Genomic DNA, 20849 nt, shown 5'->3' on the forward strand with positions numbered 1-20849 from the left:
CGACACCGACGCACGACGTGGTCCCTGAGCCTGTCGATGGGGTTCCTGAGCCTGTCGAAGGACGAGCAGGAGGGCGACGAGTGATCCCCGCCAAGACGCACCGCGCCACCCCCGGCCAGACGGTCGGGCCGTTCTTCGCCTACGGCCTGGAGTTCCCGAAGCAGCACGAGGTCGTCTTCCCGCACTCGCCCGGCGCGATCGTGCTCTCGGGCACGGTGTACGACGGGGCGGGAGCGCCGATCCCCGACGCCCTCGTGGAGATCTTCGGGGCGGATGCCGACGGCTCCGTGCCCCGCGCGCGCGGCGCGTTCCGCCGCGACGACCACACCTTCACCGGGTTCGGTCGAGCGTTCACCGACGACGAGGGGCGCTACTCGTTCTGGACGCGCGAGCCGGGCGGCATCCGGGGTCGTGCGGGGTTCTTCGCGGCCATCGTGTTCGCGCGCGGGCTCCCCGACAAGCTGCACACGCGCATCTACTCGCCCGCCGACGACGACGCTCTCGCCGCCGATCCGTTGCTGTCCGCGCTGACGTCGCAGGAGCGCGCTAGCCTCGTCGCGACCCGGACGCCCGACGGGTACCTGTCGCACGACATCCGGTTGCAGGGCGAGAACGAGACGGTGTTCCTTGCCTTCTGAGCCTCTCCCGCGCATCGACCTCGGGCTGCTCTCGCCCGTGAGCGTCGGTCACGACGCCCTGCTGTCCGACGAGTTCGTGCTGACCACGATGATCCGTGTCGAGTGCGCGCTGGTCGCGGCCTACGTCGCGGTGGGGGCCGCCCCGCGTGAGGCGCGCGCGGAGATCGATCACGTCTTCGGGATCGACGAGAAGTACGCCTCGCCAGTGCGGGCCCTGGACGTCGACGCGCTCGTGCGCGACGCGGTCGCCGGGGGAAACCCCGTGATCCCCCTCGTGGGTGCTCTCAAGGCCCAGGTGCCGGCCGAGCACCGCGGGTGGATCCACCGCGGGGCGACGAGCCAAGACGTGCTCGACACCGCGCTCATGGTGGTCGCCCGCCGTGCGGTCGAGCAGACGCGCCGCTCGGTCGCCAACGCCGCCGTTTGGGCCCGACAGCTCGCCACCGCGCACGCCGACGAGGTCGCCGCAGCGCGCACCCTCACGCAGCACGCGGTGCCCACCACGGTCGGGGCGCGCGCCGCGACCTGGGCGCGCGGACTCGAGCGGGCCGTCGTGCGGCTGGACGCCCTCGTCTTCCCCGCGCAGCTCGCGGGGGCGGGCGGAACGCTCGCGTCGTTCGTCGAGATCACCGGATCGACGGATGCCGCCGACGCCCTGCCCGCGGCCTTCGCCCGGGCGCTCGAGCTCGACGCCCCCGACGCACCTTGGCACGTGACGCGCTGGCCCGTGACCGAGATCGGCGACGCCCTCGTGCAGGCCATCGATGCGCTCGGCAAGACGGCCGCCGACGTCGCGACCCTCAGCCGCACCGAGATCGGCGAGGTGTCGGAGGGCGTGGGCGGCGGATCGTCGGCCATGCCCCAGAAGCAGAACCCCGCCGAGGCGGTGCTCATCCGCTCGGCCGCCCTGCGCGCCCCCCAGCTGGGCGCGACCCTGCACCTGGCCTCGGCCCTCGCGGTCGATGAGCGCCCCGACGGCGCCTGGCACGCCGAATGGCCGACGCTGCGCGAGCTCCTGCGCCTGGCGGTCGGCGCCGCGGCGCACGGGTCGTCGTTGCTCGCTCACCTGCGCGTCGACGCCAGGGCCGCGACGGCCAACGCTGGTCTGACCGGCGGGCGCATCGTCAGCGAGCGCCTGCGCAGCGTGCTGGTGCCGCTCATCGGCGCCGAGCGTTTCGCGGCCCTGCTCGACGGCGACGACGACCTCGCCCCGCGTCTGCGGGCACTGCCCGAGGCGGCCGGTCTCGACGTCGACGCGCTGCTCGACCCGGCCGCGTACGTCGGCCTCGCCCCCCGCCTCGCCCGCGGCACCGGCCACGCCGGCGGAGGCACCGCGCACGACGAAGGAGCCGACGCATGAGCCTCATCGCCCTGACCGAGCCCGTCGGACCGGTCGACGCACCCCTCGTCGTGCTCGGGCCGTCGCTCGGCACCTCGACCATCCTGTGGGACGACGTCGTGCCCCTGCTCGCCGACGACTACCGCGTCGCCGCGTGGGACCTCCCCGGCCACGGGGCCGGACCGATCGCGCGCGAGGCGTTCACGGTCGCGGATCTCGCGGATGCCGTGGCCGCCACGATCCCCGATGACACGTTCCTCTACGCCGGGGTCTCCCTCGGCGGGGCGACGGGCCTCGAGCTCGCCCGGCGTCGCGGCACCCGGCTGCGGGGCGCCGCCATCGTGGCATCCGGAGCCGTGCTCGGAGATGCCGCATCGTGGACCGAGCGAGCCGCCCAGGCGCGCTCGCAGAGCACCTCGAGCCTCATCGTCGGCTCGGCCCAGCGCTGGTTCGCGCCCGAGTCGATGGCCCGCCGCCCCGAGCTGAGCGGCCGCCTGCTGCACGCGCTGCAGGACGCCGACGACGACAGCTACGCCCGGTGCTGCGAGGCGCTCGCCGCATACGACGTGCGCTCCACGCTGGGCGAGATCGCGGTTCCCGTGCTCGCCGCGTGGGGAGCGTTCGACCAGGTCGCCCCCGAATCCAAGGCCGTCGAGATCGCCGAGGGCGTGCAGCGCGGGAGCGTCGCGCGCATCGACGACGCCGGCCACCTTCCCCCGGCCGAACAGCCCGAGGCCGTCGCGGCTCTGCTGCGGTCGTTCTTCGCCTCCGTCTCGACGACCTCGCCTTCCCGAAAGGACGCCTGATGCCCACCGATCAGGAACGCCACGACCAGGGCATGACCGTGCGCCGCGCCGTGCTGAGCGACGCGCACGTCGATCGCTCGATCGCCGCGACCACCGACCTCACCGCCGACTGGCAGGACTTCATCACGCGCGTCGCATGGGGAGACGTGTGGTCACGGCCCGGCCTCGACCGCCGCTCGCGCTCGATCGCGGTGCTCAGCTCGCTCATCGCACACGGCCACCATGAGGAGCTCGCGATGCACCTGCGCGCGGCGCTGCGCAACGGCCTGAGCGTCGAGGAGATCCGCGAGGTCATCCTGCAGTCGGCGATCTACTCCGGCGTGCCGGCGGCCAACTCGGCCTTCCGCATCGCGTCGGAGGTCTTCGCGACGCCCGAACCGGCTCCGTCGGAGACGAACGAGGGGGCCGCGCCGTGATCGACAAGACCGTTCCCGACGTCGCGGCCGCCGTCGCCGGCATCGCCGACGGGGCCACCGTGATGATCGGCGGCTTCGGCCGCGCCGGGCAGCCCGTCGAGTTGATCGACGCGCTGATCGCGCACGGGGCCGGCGACCTCACCGTCGTCAACAACAACGCCGGCAACGGCGACACCGGACTCGCGGCCCTGCTCGCCGCCGGTCAGGTGCGCAAGATGATCTGCTCGTTCCCGCGCCAGAGCGACTCGTGGGTGTTCGACGGCCTGTACCGCGACGGCAAGGTCGAACTCGAGCTCGTGCCGCAGGGCAACCTCGCCGAGCGCATCCGCGCCGCGGGCGCCGGCATCGGCGGGTTCTTCACCCCCACCGGCTTCGGGACGCAGCTCGCCGCGGGCAAGGAGACGCGGCGTATCGACGGCCGCGACTACGTGCTCGAATACCCCATCCACGCCGACGTCGCGCTCGTGAGCGCCCGCGCCGCCGACCGCTGGGGCAACCTCGTCTACCGCGAGACCGCCCGCAACTTCGGGCCCATCATGGCCGCCGCCGCCACGACCACCGTCGTGCAGGTCGACGAGATCGTGCCACTCGGCTCCCTCGACCCCGAGGCCGTCGTGACCCCCGGCCTGTACGTCGATCGCGTCGTCGCGGTCGGCGAGCGGGCGTGGCTGCGCGACGGCGCCTTCGTCGGCGGCGTCGACATCGAGGGCCGGGCCCTGGCCCCTGAGGAGGAAGCATGACCACCCGCATCTCGCGGCGCGATCTCGCCGCCCGCGTGGCATCCGACATCCCCGAGGGCGCGGTCGTCAACCTCGGCATCGGAGCGCCGACCCTCGTCGCCGACTACCTGCCCGCGGGGCTCGAGATCGTTCTGCACACCGAGAACGGCATGCTCGGCATGGGCCCCGCTCCCGAGCGCGGCCGGGTCGACCCCGACCTCATCAACGCGGGCAAGCAGCCCGTCACCGCGCTCGCGGGGGCCGCCTACTTCCACCACGCCGACTCGTTCGCCATGATGCGCGGCGGGCACCTCGACGTGTGCGTGCTCGGCGCGTTCCAGGTGTCGGCCGGCGGCGACCTCGCCAACTGGTCGACCGGCGAGCCCGGCGCGATCCCGGCCGTCGGCGGGGCGATGGACCTCGCGATCGGCGCGAAAGACGTCTACGTCATGACCGACCTGCTCACCAAGGGCGGCGAGCCCAAGCTCGTCGCCGCCTGCACCTACCCGCTGACCGGGGTGGGCTGCGTCTCGCGGGTCTACACCGACCACGGCGTCTTCGACGTCACGCCCGACGGCTTCCGCGTGCGCGAACTGTTCGGCGACAACACCCACGCCGAGATCGAGCGCCTCCTCGGTCTGACCCTTCTCGACCCGGAGAGCTGACCATGCCCGCTTCGTTCGTGTACGACGCCGTCCGCACCCCCTTCGCCCGCCACGCCAAGGCCTTCGCCGACGTGCGCCCCGATGACCTGGCCGCCACGGTCATGGCATCCGTCGTCGAACGCACCGGGATCGATCCCGGGCTCATCGAAGACGTGATCTTCGGTGACGCGAACCAGGCCGGAGAAGACAACCGCAACGTCGCGCGCTTCGGGGCGCTGCTCGCGGGCTTCCCCTCGTCGGTGCCCGGCACGACCATCAACCGCCTGTGCGGATCGTCGCTGGATGCCGTGATCCAGGGCTCGCGCGCGATCGAGGCGGGCGATGCCGAGGTGATCCTCGCGGGCGGCGTCGAGTCGATGACGCGGGCCCCGTTCGTGGTCGAGAAGAGCCCGCGGCCCTTCCCCGCCGCCAACCAGACGATGTGGAACACCTCGATCGGCTGGCGCATGACGAACCCGCGCCTGCGGAAGGACTGGACGATCTCCAACGGCGAGAGCGCCGAGAAGCTCGCCGAGATCTACGACATCTCCCGCGAGGAGCAGGACGAATTCGCCGCCCGCAGCCACCGCCTCGCCGCGGCCGCGTGGTCCGCGGGCCGCTTCGACGACGAGATCGTGCAGGTCGAGGGCCACGCGCTCGCGCGCGACGAAGGCATCCGCGACGACTCCACCGCCGAGGTGCTGGCGGGCCTGCGCTCGGCCTTCCGGCAGGGCGGGTCGGTCACCGCGGGCAACTCCTCGCCCATCAACGACGGCGCGTCGGCGGTGCTGCTGGGCGCGGAGGGGGCACTGGATGCCGAACCCTTGGCCCGCATCGCCGGCCGGGCCGCGTTCGGCAACGACCCCGACGTGTTCGGCGTCGCTCCCGTCGAGGCGGCGAACCGCGCTCTCGCCCGCGCCGGCAAGACGTGGGCCGACGTGTCGTTCGTCGAGCTCAACGAGGCGTTCGCGTCGCAGACCCTGGCGTGCGCGAAGCTGTGGACCGAGCTCAACCCCGCCCGTCTCAACGAGAACGGGGGAGCGATCGCGATCGGTCACCCCCTCGGCGCCTCGGGCGGCCGCATCATCGCGCGCGCGGCCCACGAGCTGAAGCGCCGCGGCGGGGGCGTCGCGGTCGCGGCGATCTGCATCGGTGTGGGGCAGGGGCTCGCGGTGGTGCTCGAGCGCTGACGGCGGGGCGCCGCCCGGCTCAGGCGGGGCGGCTCACGCGGGGCCGGCAGGCGCGACGATGAGCGACACCGTCTGCGCGAGGCGGTCGAGCATCTCCTGCCAGTCGTAGGCGCTCTGCGGAATCGCGGTCGCGGTCACGCCCAGGCCGAGATAGCGCACGCTGAGGCTGTAGAACACTTCGAAGGCCCAGTGCGCGCTCTGGCCCGACAGTGCGACACCGTGCTCGGCGGCGGCGGCGAGCAGGGCGCGGATGAACACGTCCTGCCCCGCGTTTCCGGAGCGCAGCCCGCGCTCGCGGATGACCTCGTCTTCGACGCCGAGCAGGAAGAACGGCGACAACAGCTCACGGTGGCCCCGCAGGAGCTCGGCGTAGGCGGTGACGATCTGCGCGGTGGCGCGGGCGAAGCTCGACGCACCGACCCCCGCGGCACCGACCCGTCGGGCGGTCTCGACGTCGAGGTGATCGAACTCCTGGCTCTGCACGAGGCGCAGCAGCTCGGCCTTGCCCGCGACACGGCCGTAGATCGACCCGATCGAGACCTCGGCGCGCGCGCTCACCTCGGCGAGCGAGAACTGTCCCGTCCCGCGTTCCTGCAGCAGCTCGAGTGCTGCGGCGCGCACCTTCGCGTAGGAGTCGCGGCTGCGTTGCTGTTTGGGCTCCGACAGGCTGTTGCGGCTCGGTCGCGTCGTCACGGCACTCCCTCGTCTCCGTCGCCCCGACGTCAGGCCGTCACCTCGATGAGCAGAGCTGATTGCGGCGGGAGGGCGAACTCCAGCTGAAGGGTACCCGCGGCCGACACGGCGACCTCGGTCGGCCCGTCGACGGAGCCCGTCAGCGAGGTGGCCGTGACGCTCGCCGTACGCCCGGTCCACGGCAGACGGGTCAGCTCGAGGCGGACTGCGTCCACTCCCGACGAGGCCAGCTCCGCGCGCTGCGGAGGCAGCGTGAGGCCGAGCTCGATTCGCTGTTCGCCGATGGGGATGCGGAAGGTGAAACGGTCTTCCTCGCGAGGCGCGAGGGCGCTGTCGGGCGCGACGTAGTTCGCCACGAGCACGCGCACGTGTTCGCCCTCTCGGCCGGCGATGCCGGCGAAGCCCGATTCGTCCGCGCCCTCGACGCCGAGGCGGCGACCCCGCATCGCACGCCCCGCCAGCGCGAGAGCACGGGAGCGCTCGTCGGGGCGCCCGTCGACGTCTCCCACGCCGCCCGGGTCGACGAAGCCGTAATGCGGGTCGCGGCCGCTGTCGGCGCGGAAGAAGAACGCGTGGTCGATCACCGTGTCCTGCAGGGCGATCGCGGTCGCGGCCTGGAACGCGCCCTTCTCCGCCGCGGGTGCGGAGCTGCTGGGCACGGCGAGGTAATTCCAGTAGCAGAGCGTCAGCTCGGTCTCGGCGAAGCCGTGGTCGTCGAGGAGCGCGCGCAGCTCGCGCGACACGTGACGGTAGTCGAGCGGATCGCGGCTGCCGTCGGTGAACCAGAGGAACGAGAAGAAGTCGAGGGGGAGTCCGTTCTCGCGCACGTAGGCGAGGAACCCCTCCCGATAGGGCGCGTCGGCCTCGAGGGGGAAGGCGACGGCGGGCCCCCCGACCGTCAGCGTCGGGTCCACGCGCTGCACGGCCTCGCAGAACGCGCGGTACATGGCGTAGAACTCATCGGGTCGGCCGGCGAAGTGCAGCGGCCCGAAGTCGGGCTGATCGCCGAACTCGTAGATGCGGACGGGCCTGGCGGGGCCGTCCGCCCACCCCTGCGAGTAGTGGCGCACGATGTGCTCGACGACGCGGCCGTAGAGCTCGACGTCTTCCGCCGGAAGCTTGTTGCGGGGGATCGAGCTCGCCACGGTGAACATCACCTCGGCACCGATCGTGTGCACGGACTCGACCCACCGGTCGGTCGCGGCGAAGTTGTAGCTCGCGGGATCGTCGACGTCGGCGCTCCAGTCGGGGAAGAGGCTCGTGGGGTCGTTCCGGGTGTCGAGTCGCGAGACCCAGTCGAACGAGCGCACCACGGTCACCCCCGCCTCACGCCAGAGTGGCGTCATGTCGGGGAAGTCGGGGTGGCCGACGGCGGGGCCGGGCACGCCGCCGACTCCGTTCAGCGATCGGAAGCTGCTCTCGTCAGCGGCATCCACCACCAGGGTCCGCGTGCGGGATGCCGGGGGCGCGGCGGGGGCGTCGGGGTGCGACATGTCGACTCCTCAGAGGTCAGTAGGGCATCCGCAGAAGGCGGTTCGCGTATTCGTTGGCGATCGGCTCGTCGTGTCGCAGGTGGTCGATGCGCGCGCGGTAGGTCTCGTCGGTGACGGAATCGAATTCCTCGAGCATCGATTCGATCGAGCGGTCGTGCACCGCGCGCACGCGCGGCAGGCGCCGCTTCATGAAGTCGAGCTGGGCGTCGAGCACCGCGTCGTTCCGAGCGAGTTCCTGCGCGAGGACGACTCCGTCCTCGATGCTCATCGCGGCCCCCGACCCGAGGTACGGGGTCATGGTGTGCGCGGCGTCGCCCATGATCATCACGCGGCCGCGAAACCAGGGATACGGCACCCACACCGTCGAGTAAGGCGTGTACGCGACGTTCTCGGCGTGGCGGACGTCGTCGAGCGCGTCGGCCAGGAACGCCGAGCCGCGGGTCAGGGCTGTGGCGCGATCGTGCATGATCTCCGCCATCCTGCTCGCGTCGTAGCGGGGGCGCCCCTCTTCGGCGACGGTGAGCACCATGTACATCGTGTCTTCCGACAGCGGGGTGAGCATGATCTTGCCGCCGTACCCCTGGCAGATGATCGGCTGCATGATCCGGCGTCGGTTGGGCAGGCCCACGCGCCACGCCACTCCACCCACCGGCCGCGGTGCGTACTTCTCGCCGAAGTAGTCGCGGCGGATCTGCGAGTGCAGGCCGTCGAAGCCGAGCACGAGGTCGTAATCGGCGCTGTCGCCCCCGCTGAAGGTGACCGTCGCCGTGTCGTCGTGCTGCTGAATGTCCGCGACGGTCGTGCTCATGCGGAAGGTGCAGCCGTTGTCGAGGGCGTGGCGCGCGGCGAGTTCGAGGAAGGCGATCCGCGACATCGTCACGCACCCCGGAAGCCCCTCGTCCTGCGTGCCGTAGCTCATCGTGCTGAGAAGGTTGCCCTCGGCGTCGTAGTTGTCGATCCCCGGCGCGGTGTGCCCGATCTCGAGCACCTTCTCGAGCAGGCCGATCTCGCGCACGGCGCGCAGACCGTTGATGCGGAGTCCGAATCCGACGCCGGCGACGCTGATCTCGGGCTTGTCGTCGATCACGTCGACCTTCGCGCCGATGCGGGCGAGAGCCGAGGCGGCGCTCAATCCGCCGATGCCGGCGCCGACGATGAGGATCCTCAGCGGGCGTGTCATGGGGTGCTCCTCTTCGAGCGGTCGGGAATCAGAACGGTGATTCGGATTTCGACGGTAAGCGCCCCGCCGGACCCCCGACAAGCGATCGGGCCTGCGCCTCGCTAATGCGGGGCATCAGAACCCCTTATGTCTGATACCTGCAAAAGGCGGATACCGTCGTACCGACCCCAAAGAGAAGGAGCGACGATGCTTCTCGAGAGAGACCTCATCCAGTCCGTCGGATTCCGCAACGTCCGCGAGGGCGGCGAGATCACCGGATTCCAGTTCCGGGTGCGGATGCCGTCGTATCGCGGAATGTCCGCCTCGCTGATCGACGGCATCGGGGTGCGCATCCCGGGCCTCGTCGACGTCGCGCCCGACGTTCCGCTGTGGACCCTGCAGGGCCGGCAGTACTCCCTCGCCGAGCTCTGGGACGGCGACGGCGTGCGGTGGCCTCTCGAAGACGCCGCGCTCATCACGGTTCCCCTGGCCGGCGGTCTGCCCGATGGCGTGCATGAGCTCTCCATCGAGCTGCGCCTGCGCATGTCGTACATCCCGCAGGAGCACCAACCGAGCACCTACCGCGTCACCAAGAGCGTGACGCTCGCCCCCGAGGCATCCGGAGCCCCCTTCCGCTACGGCGTCTCGCTGTACAGCTACATGACCGACTTCGGCACCGTCATGGACCTCGAGACCGCCATGGCCTCGATCGCCGACCTCGGCGCCACCGGCCTCGAGATCCTCGGCGAGGCCCACGTGCCGAATTACCCGAACCCGTCGCAGGAGTGGGTCGACGCCTGGTTCGCCCTGCTCGCGCAGTACGGCCTCGAGCCCACCAACTACGGCTCGTGGATCGACACGCGTCTGCACTCGAGCGGACCGAACGGCCGTGACATGACGGTCGACGAGGGCGCCGCCGCGCTGCAGCGCGACCTGCGTCTCGCCAAGCGTCTCGGCTTCCGGTTCGTCCGGCCCAAGATCGGCGTCGTTTCGAGCGACCTGATCCCGCACCCGATCTGGACCGAGGTCGTCGAGGCGTCGCTGCCGCTCGCCGAACAGCTCGACGTCGTCATCTGCCCCGAGATCCACTCGCCGACCCCCATCAAGCACGAGGTCGTCGACGACTACATCGCCCTCATCCGCCGCACCGGCACGAAGCACTTCGGCCTGCTGCTCGACACCGGGATCTTCCAGGACCGCCCGATCCCGCTGAAGCCCGGCGAGCTGCCCGGACAGCGCCCGGCCTTCCTCGACGGCATCCACGTGGACCCCGCCGACGTGTTCGACGTGATCGAGAACGTCGTGTTCATCCAGGCGAAGTTCCACGACATCGACGAGAACCTCGACGACCAGCAGATCCCCTGGGAGCCGGTGCTGAAGGCCCTGAAGGACGCGGGCTACACCGGCTACCTCTCCAGCGAATACGAGGGCGAGCGCGAACCGTGGCGCTCCATCGAACAGGTCAGGCGTCAGCACTCGCTGATGCGCCAGATCGCCGACCGCATCTGAAGGAACACGACATGCCCAATGGACTCATCCACGACGACAGCCTGCGCGCGCACCCCGACGGGCTCGCGTTGCGCCTGACCATCCCCTGGTACCGCAGCCTCTGGCTGTCGTCGGTGACGACGTTCGCCCTCACCGTCGACGGAGAAGAGGTGGATGCCGCCGACCTCCGCGTCGCCTTCGGCGACACCTCGTACGGCCTCGACGAGCTGCCCGAGCAGAGCGAACGGCTGTGGTTCCTGCAGGAGCACCCGCTGCTCGTGGCCCGCCGTGCCGAGCCCGTCGCGCTCGGCGAGTCGCACGACGTCGTGCTGCACGGCGAGCTGCGCCTGCCGTACATGCAGATCGCGCCCGGTCAGGACGGCGGCCCCGGCCTGTACGTGCCCAACGTGGTGCACGACGTGAAGACCCTCACCGTCGTCGACGCGGATGCCGCGATCCCGGCGCTCGTGTCGGACGTCACGGCCCCGCTCCCGGCGGCCGAGGCCGACCCGTTCCAGCTGGGCCTGACGCTGTACTCGGCCAGCGCCGAGTTCCGCGCCGGGTACTTCGACTTCGATGGTCTGCTCGACCGGGTGGCCGAGCTCGGCATCGGACCGGGGATCGAGATCGTCGCCTCGCAGATGGTGCCGACCTACCCGGTCGTCGGCGACGACTTCGTGCGCACGTGGCGTGCGGCGTTCGACCGGCACGGGTTCGTCGAGAGCTCGTTCGGCGCCAACCTCGACATGGGCCGGCGCCGCGACCGCGACATGACGCCCGATGAGGAGTTCGCCTTCTCGAAGCTGATGTTCGAGGGGGCGAAGAAGCTCGGCTTCCCGCTCGTGCGCATCCAGAGCGCCAAGCCCGATCTGCTGCGTCGGCTGCTGCCGATCGCCGAGCAGCTCGAGCTGAAGCTCGCGTACGAGATCCATGCGCCGATGGGACCGAACTCCGACGCGATCCTGCGCGTGCGCGAGACCTACGCCGAGCTCGACTCGCCGCTGCTGGGCTTCGTCGCCGATTTCTCGTCGACCATGCACGCGATGTCGCCGACCCTGCTGCGCGCCGTCCGCCGCGCGGGCCTCGACGACGACGCGGTCGAGACCCTGCAGCGGATCTGGGCGACGGATGCCACGATGCAGGAGCGTCAGCAGGAGTTCCTCGGCTATCTGCGCGGCCGCGATTTCGACCCGGGTCGTCTGGGCTCGTTCGCGCACCTGGCCTTCAACATGCACGGGCACGTCGACCCGCGCGAGTGGGCCGACATCATGCCGCAGATCCTGCACGTGCACGCGAAGTTCTACGACATCGACGAGTCGGGTCAGGAACCCGCGATCGACTATCCCGAACTCGTGCGCGTGTTCGTCGAGGGCGGGTACCGCGGCTTCTGGTCGAGCGAATGGGAGGGCCACGCCTTCGCCGAGCTCGGCGAGGTCGACCCGCTGCTGCTCGTGCGCCGTCAGCACGACCTCATCCGGTCGGCGATGCGGGCGGTGACGGCGGGGGTCTGAGGGGCGGCGTGGTCCGATCGGCGATGACGGCGCCGGATCGGACCACGCGGTCGCGTCGTCAGAGACGTCCGTACGACGGTTCCCCTCCGGCCCTGTGGATAACTCTGGGGAGAACTGTGGGGAACCCCCCGTTTCTGTGGAGGCGGGCTGGGGATAACCCTGTGGACGCGAGGATCTTCGAAACTACACGCGTGTGATTCGACGCTCGGGCATCTCCACCGTCGATGCGCCGGATCATCGATGTCGGCTTCCCGAGGCCTGTCGCCGGGAGTCCAATGGAGTCGTCCTCGCGCCGTTGCGAGGCAGCCCCGAGGAGGCCTGACGATGACGTCTGCATCGACCACCACCCATCGAACCCATCGCGCGGGAACCCTGCAGGGAGCCCTGCTTCTCGCGGGGAGCTGCATGCCGGTCCTGGGCTCCGTGCTCATCACCCCCGTCCTGCCGCAGCTCTCGCAGCATTTCGCCTCCACCCCGGGCTCAGAGGTTCTGGTGCCCATGATCGTGGCGCTGCCCGCGCTGTTCATCGCGCTCATGGCGCCCTTCGCCGGGCAGATCGTCGACCGCGTCGGGCGCAAGGCGCTGCTGATCGTGGCCATGGTCGCCTACGCCCTCGTCGGAACGGCGCCGGCCTGGATGGACGGGCTGGCCGAGATCCTCGCCACCCGCGTGCTGGTCGGCATCTGCGAGGCCGCGATCATGACCGTGTGCACGGCGCTCATCGTGGACTACTTCCACGACCAGCGACGCAACCGCTACCTCGCCGCGCAGACGGTCGCCACCACTCTCGCGGCGACCGTCTTCATCGCCGTCGGCGGCGCGCTCGGTGGCGGCGGATGGCACACGCCGTTCTGGGTCTACGCGATCAGCCTCGTCATCGCCGTCCCGATGATCTTCGTGCTGTGGGAGCCGCGGTCGGCAGCCGGAGCGCGCGCCGTCGAGTCGTCCGTCCGCGTCCCGATCCCGTGGCGCCGCATCGGAGGACGGTTGCTGGTCAGCGTGTTCGCCGGGTTCACGTTCTACGTCATCGTGATCGAGGTCAGCTACCTGGTGGTCGGGTCGGGAGTCGCCCCGACCGACACCGCGGTGATCGGCGCGGTCGCGGCCGGAGCGTCTCTGGCCACCGCCGTCGGCGGCATCCTGTTCGCTCGACTCGCCCGCCGCTTCGATCTGCGCTTGATTCCCGTCGCCTTCGCGCTGCAGGCAGCGGGCATGATCGTCATCTGGGTCGTGCCGACGCTCGCCGGGCTCGTCGTGGGTGCGGTCGTGGCGTCGTTCGGCTCGGGCCTCCTGCTGCCGTCGATGCTGCGGTGGGTCGTCGCCACCACCAGCTTCGCCGAGCGTGGCCGCGTCACGGGCCTGTGGACCGCCGCGTTCTTCTTCGGGCAGTTCCTGACCCCCGTGCTCATCGGCGCCTTGGCCGCAGCCGTCGGCGCCCTGCCCATGGCGGTCGGGATCGTGGGCGTCGCGGCCGCGGTCGCGGCGACCGTCACCGCTCTCGCGCTGCGCGGGGTGCGGGCCGACGCGACGGACGAGGCGCTCGTTCCGCAGGGCACCGCTCGCGAAGCGGCTCGCTGATCTCGCGAGCGCTCAGGCCGGGGCCTGGCCGGCGGCGATCCGCCGACCGGCCTCGGCGAACAGTCCGCGCATCCACTCGTGCTCGGGGTCGCGGGTGTGCGAGGGATGCCACCACAGCGCGCTGACCAGGGGGGTCGCGGCGAAGGGCAGAGGCACGACCCGGATGCCGCCGATGCGGAGCAGGTGCGGGGCCAGGGCCGACTGGACCAGTCCGACCCGCCTCGTGCCGCTCACGAAGTGGCCCACCGAGAGGAAGCTCTCGAGCACCACCTCGATGTGCGGCTCCACGCCGAGCTGTTGAATCTGACGCGCGGCCGAGGTGAACGCCGAACGCGACTGGAACGTGAGCACCCACGGCAGGTCGGCGAGGTTCTGCATGGTCAGCTCCTCGCCGACTTCGTCGTTGTCGTCGGCGACCACCGCGAGCCAGTCGTCCTGCCACAGGTCGAGGTAGGGCATGTCGGAGACGGGACCGTGCGGGATGACCATGCCGTCGGCGGAACGCAGTCGGGTCGCCGCGTCTTCGACGATCCCGGGGTTGTGCAGCATGTAGCGGAAGCGCACGCGCGGCGCGCGCTCTGCGGCGAGCTGCGAGACGAGCGTGCCGATGGTCACGAAGCCGTAGTCGGAACCGTAGATCGAGAACTCGCGGGTCGATTCGGCGGGCGACCATGACGCCTGACTCTCGAACACCCGTCGGGCGGCCTCGAGGGCGGTCGTGGTGTGCTCGGTCAGGCGTACGGCGAAGGGGGTCAGCTCGTAGGTGTTGCCGCGGCGCGCCAGAATCTGATCGTCGAAGTGCGTGCGCAGGCGGGAGAGCGACGCGCTCAGGGCGGGCTGGCTGAGATGGAGGCGCTCGGCCGCGCGCGTCACGCTGCGCTCGGTCAGCAGCGCGTCGAGGGCGACGAGCAGGTTGAGGTCGAGGCGCGAGAGCGTCGCATGATCGGTCACCACGTCGTGATCCTTCGCTCGGGAAAGCTGTCGTGCGATCGTATCAACGTCGTCTATGTAGCGGCTAGGGCTTATATCCGCGGGCGATGCACGAGCGTCCGTCGCGCCTTATGTGCCGTATCGCGAAGACTTATGTGCGTTTTCGGCGCAACGCGCAGATACTGAGTCACACAGCACAGGCGCTCCCACCGAAGGGCTCGCCGACAACGTCGTCAGAAAGGCTGGCCATGACTCAGCATCGCCGCGTCACGCGGATCGCAGGTCTTCTCGCACTTCCCGTCACCGCCGCTCTCGTCCTCGCCGGTTGCTCCGGCTCGGGGTCGGGGGATGCCGCCCAGGAAGACACCAACTCCTTCTCGCTCACCTACGCCACCTCGAACAACATCGAGAGCCCCTTCGAGGTGCTCGCGAAGGAGTACGAGAAGGCCAACCCCGATGTGAAGATCACGCTCAACCCGCAGCCCAACGACACCTACGGCGACACGCTGCGCACCCAGCTCCAGGCGGGCAACGCCTCGGACGTCATCGAGACCGAGGCCGGAAGCGGCCAGACCCGCAGCGTCATCCCGCTCGCCAAGGCCAACTTCCTCGAGCCTCTCGACGACACCGCCAAAAACATGATCCCCGCCGGCAGCGAGGGGCTCGTCACCGTCGACGGCAAGGTGTACGGCCAGCCGCTCGGCATCTCCTACGCCGGCATCGTCTACAACCAGACGGCGGCCGAGGCGGCGGGCATCACCTCGTTCGCGAAGGACGAGAAGACCCTGCTCCAGCAGTGCCAGACCGCCTCGTCGGCCGGCAAGACGCTCTTCGTGCTGGCCGGCTCCACCGTGCCGAACGCCGGCATCACGGCCTCCATCGTCGCGGCGACCCGCGTGTACGCCGAGACCCCCGACTGGAACCAGCAGCGCCTGGACGGCAAGGTCACCTTCGCCGACAGCCAAGGGTGGAAGGACACCCTCGACACGGTCAAGAAGCTCTACGACTCCGGCTGCTTCCAGGCAGGCGCCGAGGGTGCCGGCTTCGACGCCATCACCAACGGCATGAGCTCGGGCTCCACGGTGAGCTTCTTCGGGCCGCTCGGCTCGGCTTCGGAGCTGCAGAAGGCCGCACCCGACCAGAAGTTCGTCGCCGAGGCGTTCCCGCCCGCCACGAGCAGCGACAAGGCGTTCGGCGTGGCGAGCCCCACCTACTCGCTCGGCATCAACGCCGCGTCGTCCAACAAGGTGGCCGCGAAGAAGTTCCTCGACTGGATCGCCGAGCCCGACCAGGCCGGTCTGTTCGCCGAGGCCTCGGGCGGTCTGCCCATCAGCGGCCTCTCGACGCTCGACCTGTCGACGACCATCTACGCCGACGTCGCCGACCAGCTGAACAAGGGCGACTTCACGCCCCTCGCCAACTCGAACTGGCCGAACGCCTCGGTGTACGACTCGCTCGCCACCGGCGTCCAGGGCCTGCTGACCGGCCAGAGCGACGTGGACACGGTCCTGAAGTCGCTGGACACCGCCTGGGACCAGTGAGTTCCCGCTCCGGCCGGGGTGCGACACCCGGCCGGAGCCTCCGTCTCTCCCACAACGACGTCGTAGAGGATGACATGACCGCCACACTGAACTCCGAGACCGAAGCGGTCATCGTTCCCCGTCGCGCGGGGCACCGCCGCCGTCCCCCGAAGCCGCGTCGGCCCGGGCTGCTCAAGTTCGGTTACTGGTGGTGGGCCCTGCCGGGCATCATCATGGTGCTGGGCATCCACTACGTCGCGACCACCGTGGGCGGCTTCTTCGCTTTCACCAACTGGACCGGCATCGGCTCCTTCGACATCGTCGGTTTCGACAACTTCCGCAAGATCTTCGCCGATCCGACAAAGATCGCGGCCCTCGGCAACACGCTCTTCCTGGCGTTCGGATCCGTCATCCTCTCCAACGTGGCGGGCCTGGCGATCGCCGTCGGACTGAACCGGGTTCTGAAGACCCGTTACATCCTGCGCACCCTCTTCTTCATGCCCGTGGTGCTGAGCCCCCTGGCGACCTCGTACATCTGGAAGTTCGTCTTCCAGTTCGACGGTCCGCTGAACATCCTGTTGCGCGCAGCGGGACTGGGTGACCTGGCCCGTCCGTGGCTGGCCGATCCGACCTGGGCGATCTGGACCGTGCTGATCGTCGTCGTCTGGCAGAACATCGGCTTCGCGATGGTCATCTACATGGCGGGCCTCGCGGCCGTGCCGGTCGAGGTCGAAGAAGCCGCCGCGATCGACGGCGCCAACATCTGGCAGCGCTTCCTCCACGTCACCGTTCCCGCCATCCGCCCGGCGATCGCCATCGCGACCACGCTCGGTCTGGTGAACGGCCTGCGCATCTTCGACCAGATCATGGCGCTCACCGGCGGTGGTCCCGCCAACGCCACGGCCACGCTGGCCACCGAGGTCTACAAGCAGGCGTTCTCGCTCGGCAACTTCGGCTACGGCGCCGCGCTCGCCCTTCTTCTGACCGTCATCATCCTGGTCTTCGCCGTCGTGCAGCAGCGCGTCGGCCAGGGCCGGAACGCGGAGAACTGACCCATGTTCCGTTACACCAAGCTCTCGGCCCTGCGCGAAGTCGGCTTCTGGCTCATCGCGCTCGTCTACCTCGCGCCGTTCTACGTGCTCATCACGATCTCGCTGAAGGGCGACCAGGAGGTGTTCTCGTCGTCGCCGCTGGCGCCGCCGACGGCCCCTTCGCTCGACAACTTCGCGAAGGTGCTCACGGCGACGGGAAACTCCAACGTCGTGCTCGGCCTGGTGAACAGCGCCATCATCACGGCGGGAAGCATCGTGCTGATGGTCCTGCTCGGCTCGCTCACCGGGTACGTCATCGCTCGATCGACCCGCCGCTGGAGCCGCGGGGTGTACTACCTCTTCCTCATCGCCATCGTGCTCCCCACCCAGCTGGGCACCGTACCGCTGTACATCGGCTGGCGTGCCCTGGGGCTGACGGGGACGACGTGGGGCATGATCCTGCTCTACTCCGGCATGCTCATGCCGCTGGCGATCTTCCTCTACGCGGGCTTCTTCCGCGGGCTCGGCACCGAGTACGAAGAGGCCGCGGCCATCGACGGCGCGACCCGTTCGCAGATCTTCTTCCGCATCGTGCTCCCGCTGATGTCGCCCGCGACCGGAACCGTCGCGATCCTCGCCGGCCTCATCGTCTGGAACGACTTCTTCACCTCGTTGATCTTCCTCGGCGGCTCGAAGTCGCAGACGCTTCCGGTCGCGATGTACTACTACATCGGTTCGCTGGTGTCGCAGTGGAACCAGATCTTCGCGATCGTCATCATCTCGATGATCCCCATCCTCGCGTTCTACCTGTTCGCGCAGAAGCGCTTCATCCAGGGCTTCGCCGGCGGACTGAAGGGCTGACGATGACCGACAACCGCGCCGCGTTCACGGAGTTCTGCGACCTCTTCTATACGCGCAAGAGAGTGGCCGACGCGTTCGCCCTCCTCGTCTCCGACGACTACGTCCAGCACAACCCGAACGTCCCCGACGGTCCGCAGCCGGCGATCGACATGCTGACGCCGAAGTTCGACGGCTCACCCGACGCGCGCTTCGAGATCCAGCGGATCCTCGTCGACGGAGACCTCGCGATGGTCCATGTGCGGGCTTCCCGACCCGGGGCAGCGGATGCCGCTGTCGCCGACATCTATCGATTCGAGAACGGCCGGATCGTCGAGCACTGGGACGTGCTGCAAGCCGTCCCGGAGCATGCCGCTCACGACCATCCCATGTTCTGAGGCTGCGACAGCTCAGCGATCGAAAGAGTGCACCCATGTACCAACTCGCCCCCAACATCGAACTGCTCTTCACCGAGGCCGGCGACTACCACGACCGCGTGCGCGCGGCGGCGGCGGCGGGCTTCGACGCCGTGGAGATGTGGGGACCGACCGGCGTCGATGCGCCGTCGACCCCGAAAGACCTGCCCGCGCTTAAGGCGGCGCTGCAGGAGACCGGCGTGCAGCTGACCGCGCAGCTGGCCGAGCCGCGCACGCAGTTCATGATCCCGCCGTGGGACCACTCCGAGTTCTTCCGCAAGCTCGACGAGGGCGTCGAGATCGCCCGCGACCTGGGGTGCCCCCGCATCGTCGTGGGGAGCGGCACCGGCTTCGGCGGGTGGAAGCGGCAGGTGCAGCTCGACAAGCTCGTCGAGATCTATCGGAAGGCCATCGCGCAGATCGACGGCTCGGGCATCGGCCTGGTGCTCGAGCCCGTGAACGTGCGCGTCGATCACCCCGGTTCGCTGCTCGACCGCACCGCCGAGGCCGTCTACGTCGCCCGCGGCGTCGCCTCGCCGCACTTCGGCGTGCTGTACGACATCTACCACTCGGCCGTCGAGGGCGAGGACATGGAGGCCGAGCTCGCCAACGCCGGCGACCTCATCCACTACGTGCAGCTCGCCGACGCCCCCGGTCGCGGAGAGCCCGGCACGGGAGCCCTCGACTGGGACGACCGCTTCCGCCTGCTGCGCGACAGCGGCTACGACGGCCCCGTCGGGCTGGAGTACTACCCCACCACCGCGTCGGAGGCGTCGGTCTCGCGCGTCGTCGAGATCGCGCGAGCGGCATGAGCGCCCGTCGATACCCCGCGTCGGTCGACGTCGTGATCGTGGGCAGTGGGCCGACCGGCTCCGCCTACGCGCGCATCCTCTCGGAGCGCGCCCCCGACGCGACGATCGCCATGTTCGAGGTCGGCCCGACGGTGTCGAACCCGCCGGGGGCGCACGTGAAGAACATCGCCGACCCCGCCGAGCGCGCTCGCGCGCAGGTGGCATCGGAGGGGCCCGGCGAGCGCGGTGAGAAGGTCGCGAATCCCGGTGCGGCCCGGGCGGGCGTGCGCGGGGCGCGCCCCGGCACTTTCCTGCTCGACGACGGCTTCGCGTTCGACGGCGAGGACGGGCTGCCCGTGGTGGCGATGTCGAGCAACGTCGGCGGCATGGCCGCTCACTGGACCGGTGCGTGCCCCCGCCCCAACGACAGTGAGCGGATCACCTTCGTCCCCGACCTCGACGAACTTCTCGACGAGGCAGACCGCCTGCTGGGCGTGACAACCGACGCCTTCGACGCGGCGCCCTTCGGGGCGATCGTGCGCGAACGCCTCTCGACCGCGGTCGACGAGGGTCGCGTCGATGCGACCAAGGTGCAGCGGATGCCGTTGGCCGCCCACCGACGTGACGACGGTCGGCTCGTGTGGTCGGGGTCGGACGTCGTGCTGGGCGAGGTGACGCGCGAGAATCCGCGCTTCTCGCTCTTCGACGAGTCGCTCGCCGTTCGCGTGATCGTCGAGGGCGGCCGCGCGTCGGGCGTCGTCGTGCGCGACCTGCGCTCGGGGGAGGACCACACCGTTTCAGCCCGCTTCGTCGTGGTCGCGGCGGATGCGCTGCGGACTCCGCAACTGCTGTGGGCCTCGGGCGTGCGGCCCGAAGCGCTCGGGCGGTACCTGAACGATCAGGCGCAGATCGTCTTCGCTGCGCGGCTGCGCGACATGCCGCCTCTCGATGCCGATGACCCGACCGCCGGTCTCGCGGAGTACAGCGGGGTGAGCTGGGTGCCGTTCACCGACGACATGCCGTTCCACGGGCAGATCATGCAGCTCGACGCCTCGCCGATCCCCGTCGCCGAGGACGACCCGGTGCTCCCGGGGTCGATCGTCGGGCTCGGCCTGTTCTGCGCGAAGGACGTGCAGGCGGACGATCGGGTCGCCTTCGACGACGCACACCGCGACGCGTACGGCTTGCCCGCCCCTCGCATCCACTATCGGCTCACCGCCCGCGATCACGAGGTGATGGAGCGCGCTCGCCACGAGATCGTGCGGTTGGCCGAGGCGGTCGGCGACCCGGTCGGCGACCGTCCCTTCACCCTCCCGCTCGGCTCGTCGCTGCACTACCAGGGGTCGACCCGCATGGGCGTCGCCGACGACGGCACGAGCGTGTGCGACGTCGACAGCGAGGTGTGGGGTGTGCCCGGCCTGTTCGTCGCCGGCAACGGAGTGATCCCCACGGCCACGGCCTGCAACCCGACGCTCACGTCGGTCGGCCTCGCCGTGCGCGGTGCGCGCAAGATCGCGGCGCTGCTCTCCCGCGAGCGGGTCGCGACGGGCTCGGCATCCGTCTAATGTTCTTGCTTATGCAGGAAACAGACATTAGAGTGTCGAAATCAAGACAAAGAGGTCTGCGACCCCGGTCGCACCGACGAGGAGG

Annotated in this window: 20 protein-coding genes; 16 read left to right on the forward strand and 4 right to left on the reverse strand. The window is 70.1% G+C overall.

From position 1 onward, the window contains the following. The first annotated feature begins 80 nt into the window (after positions 1-80). Genes pcaG through RWH43_RS06615 form a run of 7 tightly spaced genes read left to right on the forward strand, consistent with a single transcriptional unit; the run spans position 81 to position 5752 of the window. Positions 81-638: a protocatechuate 3,4-dioxygenase subunit alpha gene (pcaG, locus tag RWH43_RS06585; protein WP_230703849.1), complete on the forward strand. Its 558-nt coding sequence runs from the start codon at positions 81-83 to the stop codon at positions 636-638. After that, entirely contained in the window at positions 628-1998 is a 1371-nt protein-coding gene (locus RWH43_RS06590; RefSeq protein ID WP_316001011.1) for a lyase family protein, read from the forward strand. Before pcaG ends, RWH43_RS06590 begins: the two co-directional genes overlap by 11 nt. Further along, positions 1995-2783 carry an alpha/beta fold hydrolase gene (locus RWH43_RS06595; RefSeq protein ID WP_316001012.1) on the forward strand — a complete coding sequence of 263 codons (789 nt, stop codon included), beginning with the start codon at positions 1995-1997 and terminating at the stop codon, positions 2781-2783. Before RWH43_RS06590 ends, RWH43_RS06595 begins: the two co-directional genes overlap by 4 nt. Next, complete coding sequence (gene pcaC, locus RWH43_RS06600; protein WP_316001013.1) at positions 2783-3199, forward strand: 4-carboxymuconolactone decarboxylase; 417 nt, start codon at positions 2783-2785, stop codon at positions 3197-3199. The genes RWH43_RS06595 and pcaC overlap by 1 nt, the downstream gene beginning before the upstream one ends. After that, positions 3196-3939 carry a 3-oxoacid CoA-transferase subunit A gene (locus RWH43_RS06605; protein ID WP_316001014.1) on the forward strand — a complete coding sequence of 248 codons (744 nt, stop codon included), beginning with the start codon at positions 3196-3198 and terminating at the stop codon, positions 3937-3939. The genes pcaC and RWH43_RS06605 overlap by 4 nt, the downstream gene beginning before the upstream one ends. Further along, entirely contained in the window at positions 3936-4583 is a 648-nt protein-coding gene (locus RWH43_RS06610; protein WP_316001015.1) for a 3-oxoacid CoA-transferase subunit B, read from the forward strand. The genes RWH43_RS06605 and RWH43_RS06610 overlap by 4 nt, the downstream gene beginning before the upstream one ends. A gap of 2 nt (positions 4584-4585) precedes the next feature. Next, the gene (locus RWH43_RS06615) at positions 4586-5752 is read left to right on the forward strand and encodes a thiolase family protein (RefSeq protein WP_316001016.1); all 1167 of its coding nucleotides are present in this window, start codon (positions 4586-4588) and stop codon (positions 5750-5752) included. 33 nt (positions 5753-5785) lie between these two features. Here the strand turns inward: RWH43_RS06615 and RWH43_RS06620 are convergent, their stop codons facing one another. Genes RWH43_RS06620 through RWH43_RS06630 form a run of 3 tightly spaced genes read right to left on the reverse strand, consistent with a single transcriptional unit; the run spans position 5786 to position 9118 of the window. After that, complete coding sequence (locus tag RWH43_RS06620) at positions 5786-6445, reverse strand: TetR/AcrR family transcriptional regulator (protein WP_316001017.1); 660 nt, start codon at positions 6443-6445, stop codon at positions 5786-5788. Positions 6446-6474: 29 nt separating this feature from the next. Then, complete coding sequence (locus tag RWH43_RS06625) at positions 6475-7938, reverse strand: GH39 family glycosyl hydrolase (protein WP_316001018.1); 1464 nt, start codon at positions 7936-7938, stop codon at positions 6475-6477. A 16-nt stretch (positions 7939-7954) separates the two neighbouring features. After that, entirely contained in the window at positions 7955-9118 is a 1164-nt protein-coding gene (locus tag RWH43_RS06630; RefSeq protein ID WP_316001019.1) for an FAD-dependent monooxygenase, read from the reverse strand. A gap of 186 nt (positions 9119-9304) precedes the next feature. On the opposite strand from RWH43_RS06630, the gene RWH43_RS06635 reads away from it, so the two are divergent. The 3 genes from RWH43_RS06635 (at position 9305) to RWH43_RS06645 (ending at position 13674) form a co-directional block, all read left to right on the forward strand. After that, on the forward strand, positions 9305-10606 hold the full coding sequence (locus RWH43_RS06635) for a C-glycoside deglycosidase beta subunit domain-containing protein (protein ID WP_316001020.1): 1302 nt from the start codon (positions 9305-9307) through the stop codon (positions 10604-10606). A gap of 11 nt (positions 10607-10617) precedes the next feature. Beyond that, the gene (locus RWH43_RS06640) at positions 10618-12096 is read left to right on the forward strand and encodes a C-glycoside deglycosidase beta subunit domain-containing protein (protein ID WP_316001021.1); all 1479 of its coding nucleotides are present in this window, start codon (positions 10618-10620) and stop codon (positions 12094-12096) included. A gap of 324 nt (positions 12097-12420) precedes the next feature. Continuing rightward, positions 12421-13674, forward strand: coding sequence for an MFS transporter (locus RWH43_RS06645; RefSeq protein WP_316001022.1), 1254 nt, complete (start codon positions 12421-12423; stop codon positions 13672-13674). Positions 13675-13686: 12 nt separating this feature from the next. Here RWH43_RS06645 and RWH43_RS06650 read toward each other — a convergent pair whose 3' ends face one another. Further along, positions 13687-14625: a LysR family transcriptional regulator gene (locus RWH43_RS06650; RefSeq protein ID WP_316001115.1), complete on the reverse strand. Its 939-nt coding sequence runs from the start codon at positions 14623-14625 to the stop codon at positions 13687-13689. 227 nt (positions 14626-14852) lie between these two features. On the opposite strand from RWH43_RS06650, the gene RWH43_RS06655 reads away from it, so the two are divergent. From RWH43_RS06655 to carA, 6 genes are all read left to right on the forward strand, one after another. Continuing rightward, a complete protein-coding gene (locus tag RWH43_RS06655; RefSeq protein WP_316001023.1) occupies positions 14853-16145 on the forward strand; it encodes an ABC transporter substrate-binding protein in 1293 nt (430 codons plus the stop codon). Positions 16146-16219: 74 nt separating this feature from the next. Next, positions 16220-17176, forward strand: coding sequence for a carbohydrate ABC transporter permease (locus tag RWH43_RS06660; protein WP_316001024.1), 957 nt, complete (start codon positions 16220-16222; stop codon positions 17174-17176). A gap of 3 nt (positions 17177-17179) precedes the next feature. Beyond that, positions 17180-18016 (forward strand): carbohydrate ABC transporter permease, encoded by an 837-nt coding sequence (locus RWH43_RS06665; protein ID WP_316001025.1) that lies wholly within the window; start codon positions 17180-17182, stop codon positions 18014-18016. A 2-nt stretch (positions 18017-18018) separates the two neighbouring features. Then, positions 18019-18390, forward strand: a complete 372-nt coding sequence (locus tag RWH43_RS06670) for a nuclear transport factor 2 family protein (RefSeq protein ID WP_316001026.1) — start codon at positions 18019-18021, stop codon at positions 18388-18390. A 35-nt stretch (positions 18391-18425) separates the two neighbouring features. Next, positions 18426-19220, forward strand: a complete 795-nt coding sequence (locus tag RWH43_RS06675; RefSeq protein WP_316001027.1) for a TIM barrel protein — start codon at positions 18426-18428, stop codon at positions 19218-19220. Next, positions 19217-20764 (forward strand): c-glycoside 3-oxidase CarA, encoded by a 1548-nt coding sequence (carA, locus tag RWH43_RS06680; protein ID WP_316001028.1) that lies wholly within the window; start codon positions 19217-19219, stop codon positions 20762-20764. Before RWH43_RS06675 ends, carA begins: the two co-directional genes overlap by 4 nt. Positions 20765-20849: the final 85 nt, after the last annotated feature.

Source organism: Microbacterium algihabitans, assembly GCF_032464975.1.
Classification (GTDB): Bacteria; Actinomycetota; Actinomycetes; order Actinomycetales; family Microbacteriaceae; genus Microbacterium; species Microbacterium algihabitans.

What these genes read in the sequence shown, in the direction of transcription:
- pcaC (WP_316001013.1), top strand. Translation starts at nt 2,783, where the DNA reads ATGCCCACCGATCAGGAACGCCACGACCAGGGCATGACCGTGCGCCGC.
- carA (WP_316001028.1), top strand. Translation starts at nt 19,217, where the DNA reads ATGAGCGCCCGTCGATACCCCGCGTCGGTCGACGTCGTGATCGTGGGC.
- RWH43_RS06610 (WP_316001015.1), top strand. Translation starts at nt 3,936, where the DNA reads ATGACCACCCGCATCTCGCGGCGCGATCTCGCCGCCCGCGTGGCATCC.
- RWH43_RS06655 (WP_316001023.1), top strand. Translation starts at nt 14,853, where the DNA reads ATGACTCAGCATCGCCGCGTCACGCGGATCGCAGGTCTTCTCGCACTT.
- RWH43_RS06630 (WP_316001019.1), bottom strand. Translation starts at nt 9,118, where the DNA reads ATGACACGCCCGCTGAGGATCCTCATCGTCGGCGCCGGCATCGGCGGA.
- RWH43_RS06615 (WP_316001016.1), top strand. Translation starts at nt 4,586, where the DNA reads ATGCCCGCTTCGTTCGTGTACGACGCCGTCCGCACCCCCTTCGCCCGC.
- RWH43_RS06640 (WP_316001021.1), top strand. Translation starts at nt 10,618, where the DNA reads ATGCCCAATGGACTCATCCACGACGACAGCCTGCGCGCGCACCCCGAC.
- RWH43_RS06595 (WP_316001012.1), top strand. Translation starts at nt 1,995, where the DNA reads ATGAGCCTCATCGCCCTGACCGAGCCCGTCGGACCGGTCGACGCACCC.
- RWH43_RS06670 (WP_316001026.1), top strand. Translation starts at nt 18,019, where the DNA reads ATGACCGACAACCGCGCCGCGTTCACGGAGTTCTGCGACCTCTTCTAT.
- RWH43_RS06645 (WP_316001022.1), top strand. Translation starts at nt 12,421, where the DNA reads ATGACGTCTGCATCGACCACCACCCATCGAACCCATCGCGCGGGAACC.
- RWH43_RS06665 (WP_316001025.1), top strand. Translation starts at nt 17,180, where the DNA reads ATGTTCCGTTACACCAAGCTCTCGGCCCTGCGCGAAGTCGGCTTCTGG.
- RWH43_RS06635 (WP_316001020.1), top strand. Translation starts at nt 9,305, where the DNA reads ATGCTTCTCGAGAGAGACCTCATCCAGTCCGTCGGATTCCGCAACGTC.
- RWH43_RS06660 (WP_316001024.1), top strand. Translation starts at nt 16,220, where the DNA reads ATGACCGCCACACTGAACTCCGAGACCGAAGCGGTCATCGTTCCCCGT.
- RWH43_RS06675 (WP_316001027.1), top strand. Translation starts at nt 18,426, where the DNA reads ATGTACCAACTCGCCCCCAACATCGAACTGCTCTTCACCGAGGCCGGC.
- RWH43_RS06625 (WP_316001018.1), bottom strand. Translation starts at nt 7,938, where the DNA reads ATGTCGCACCCCGACGCCCCCGCCGCGCCCCCGGCATCCCGCACGCGG.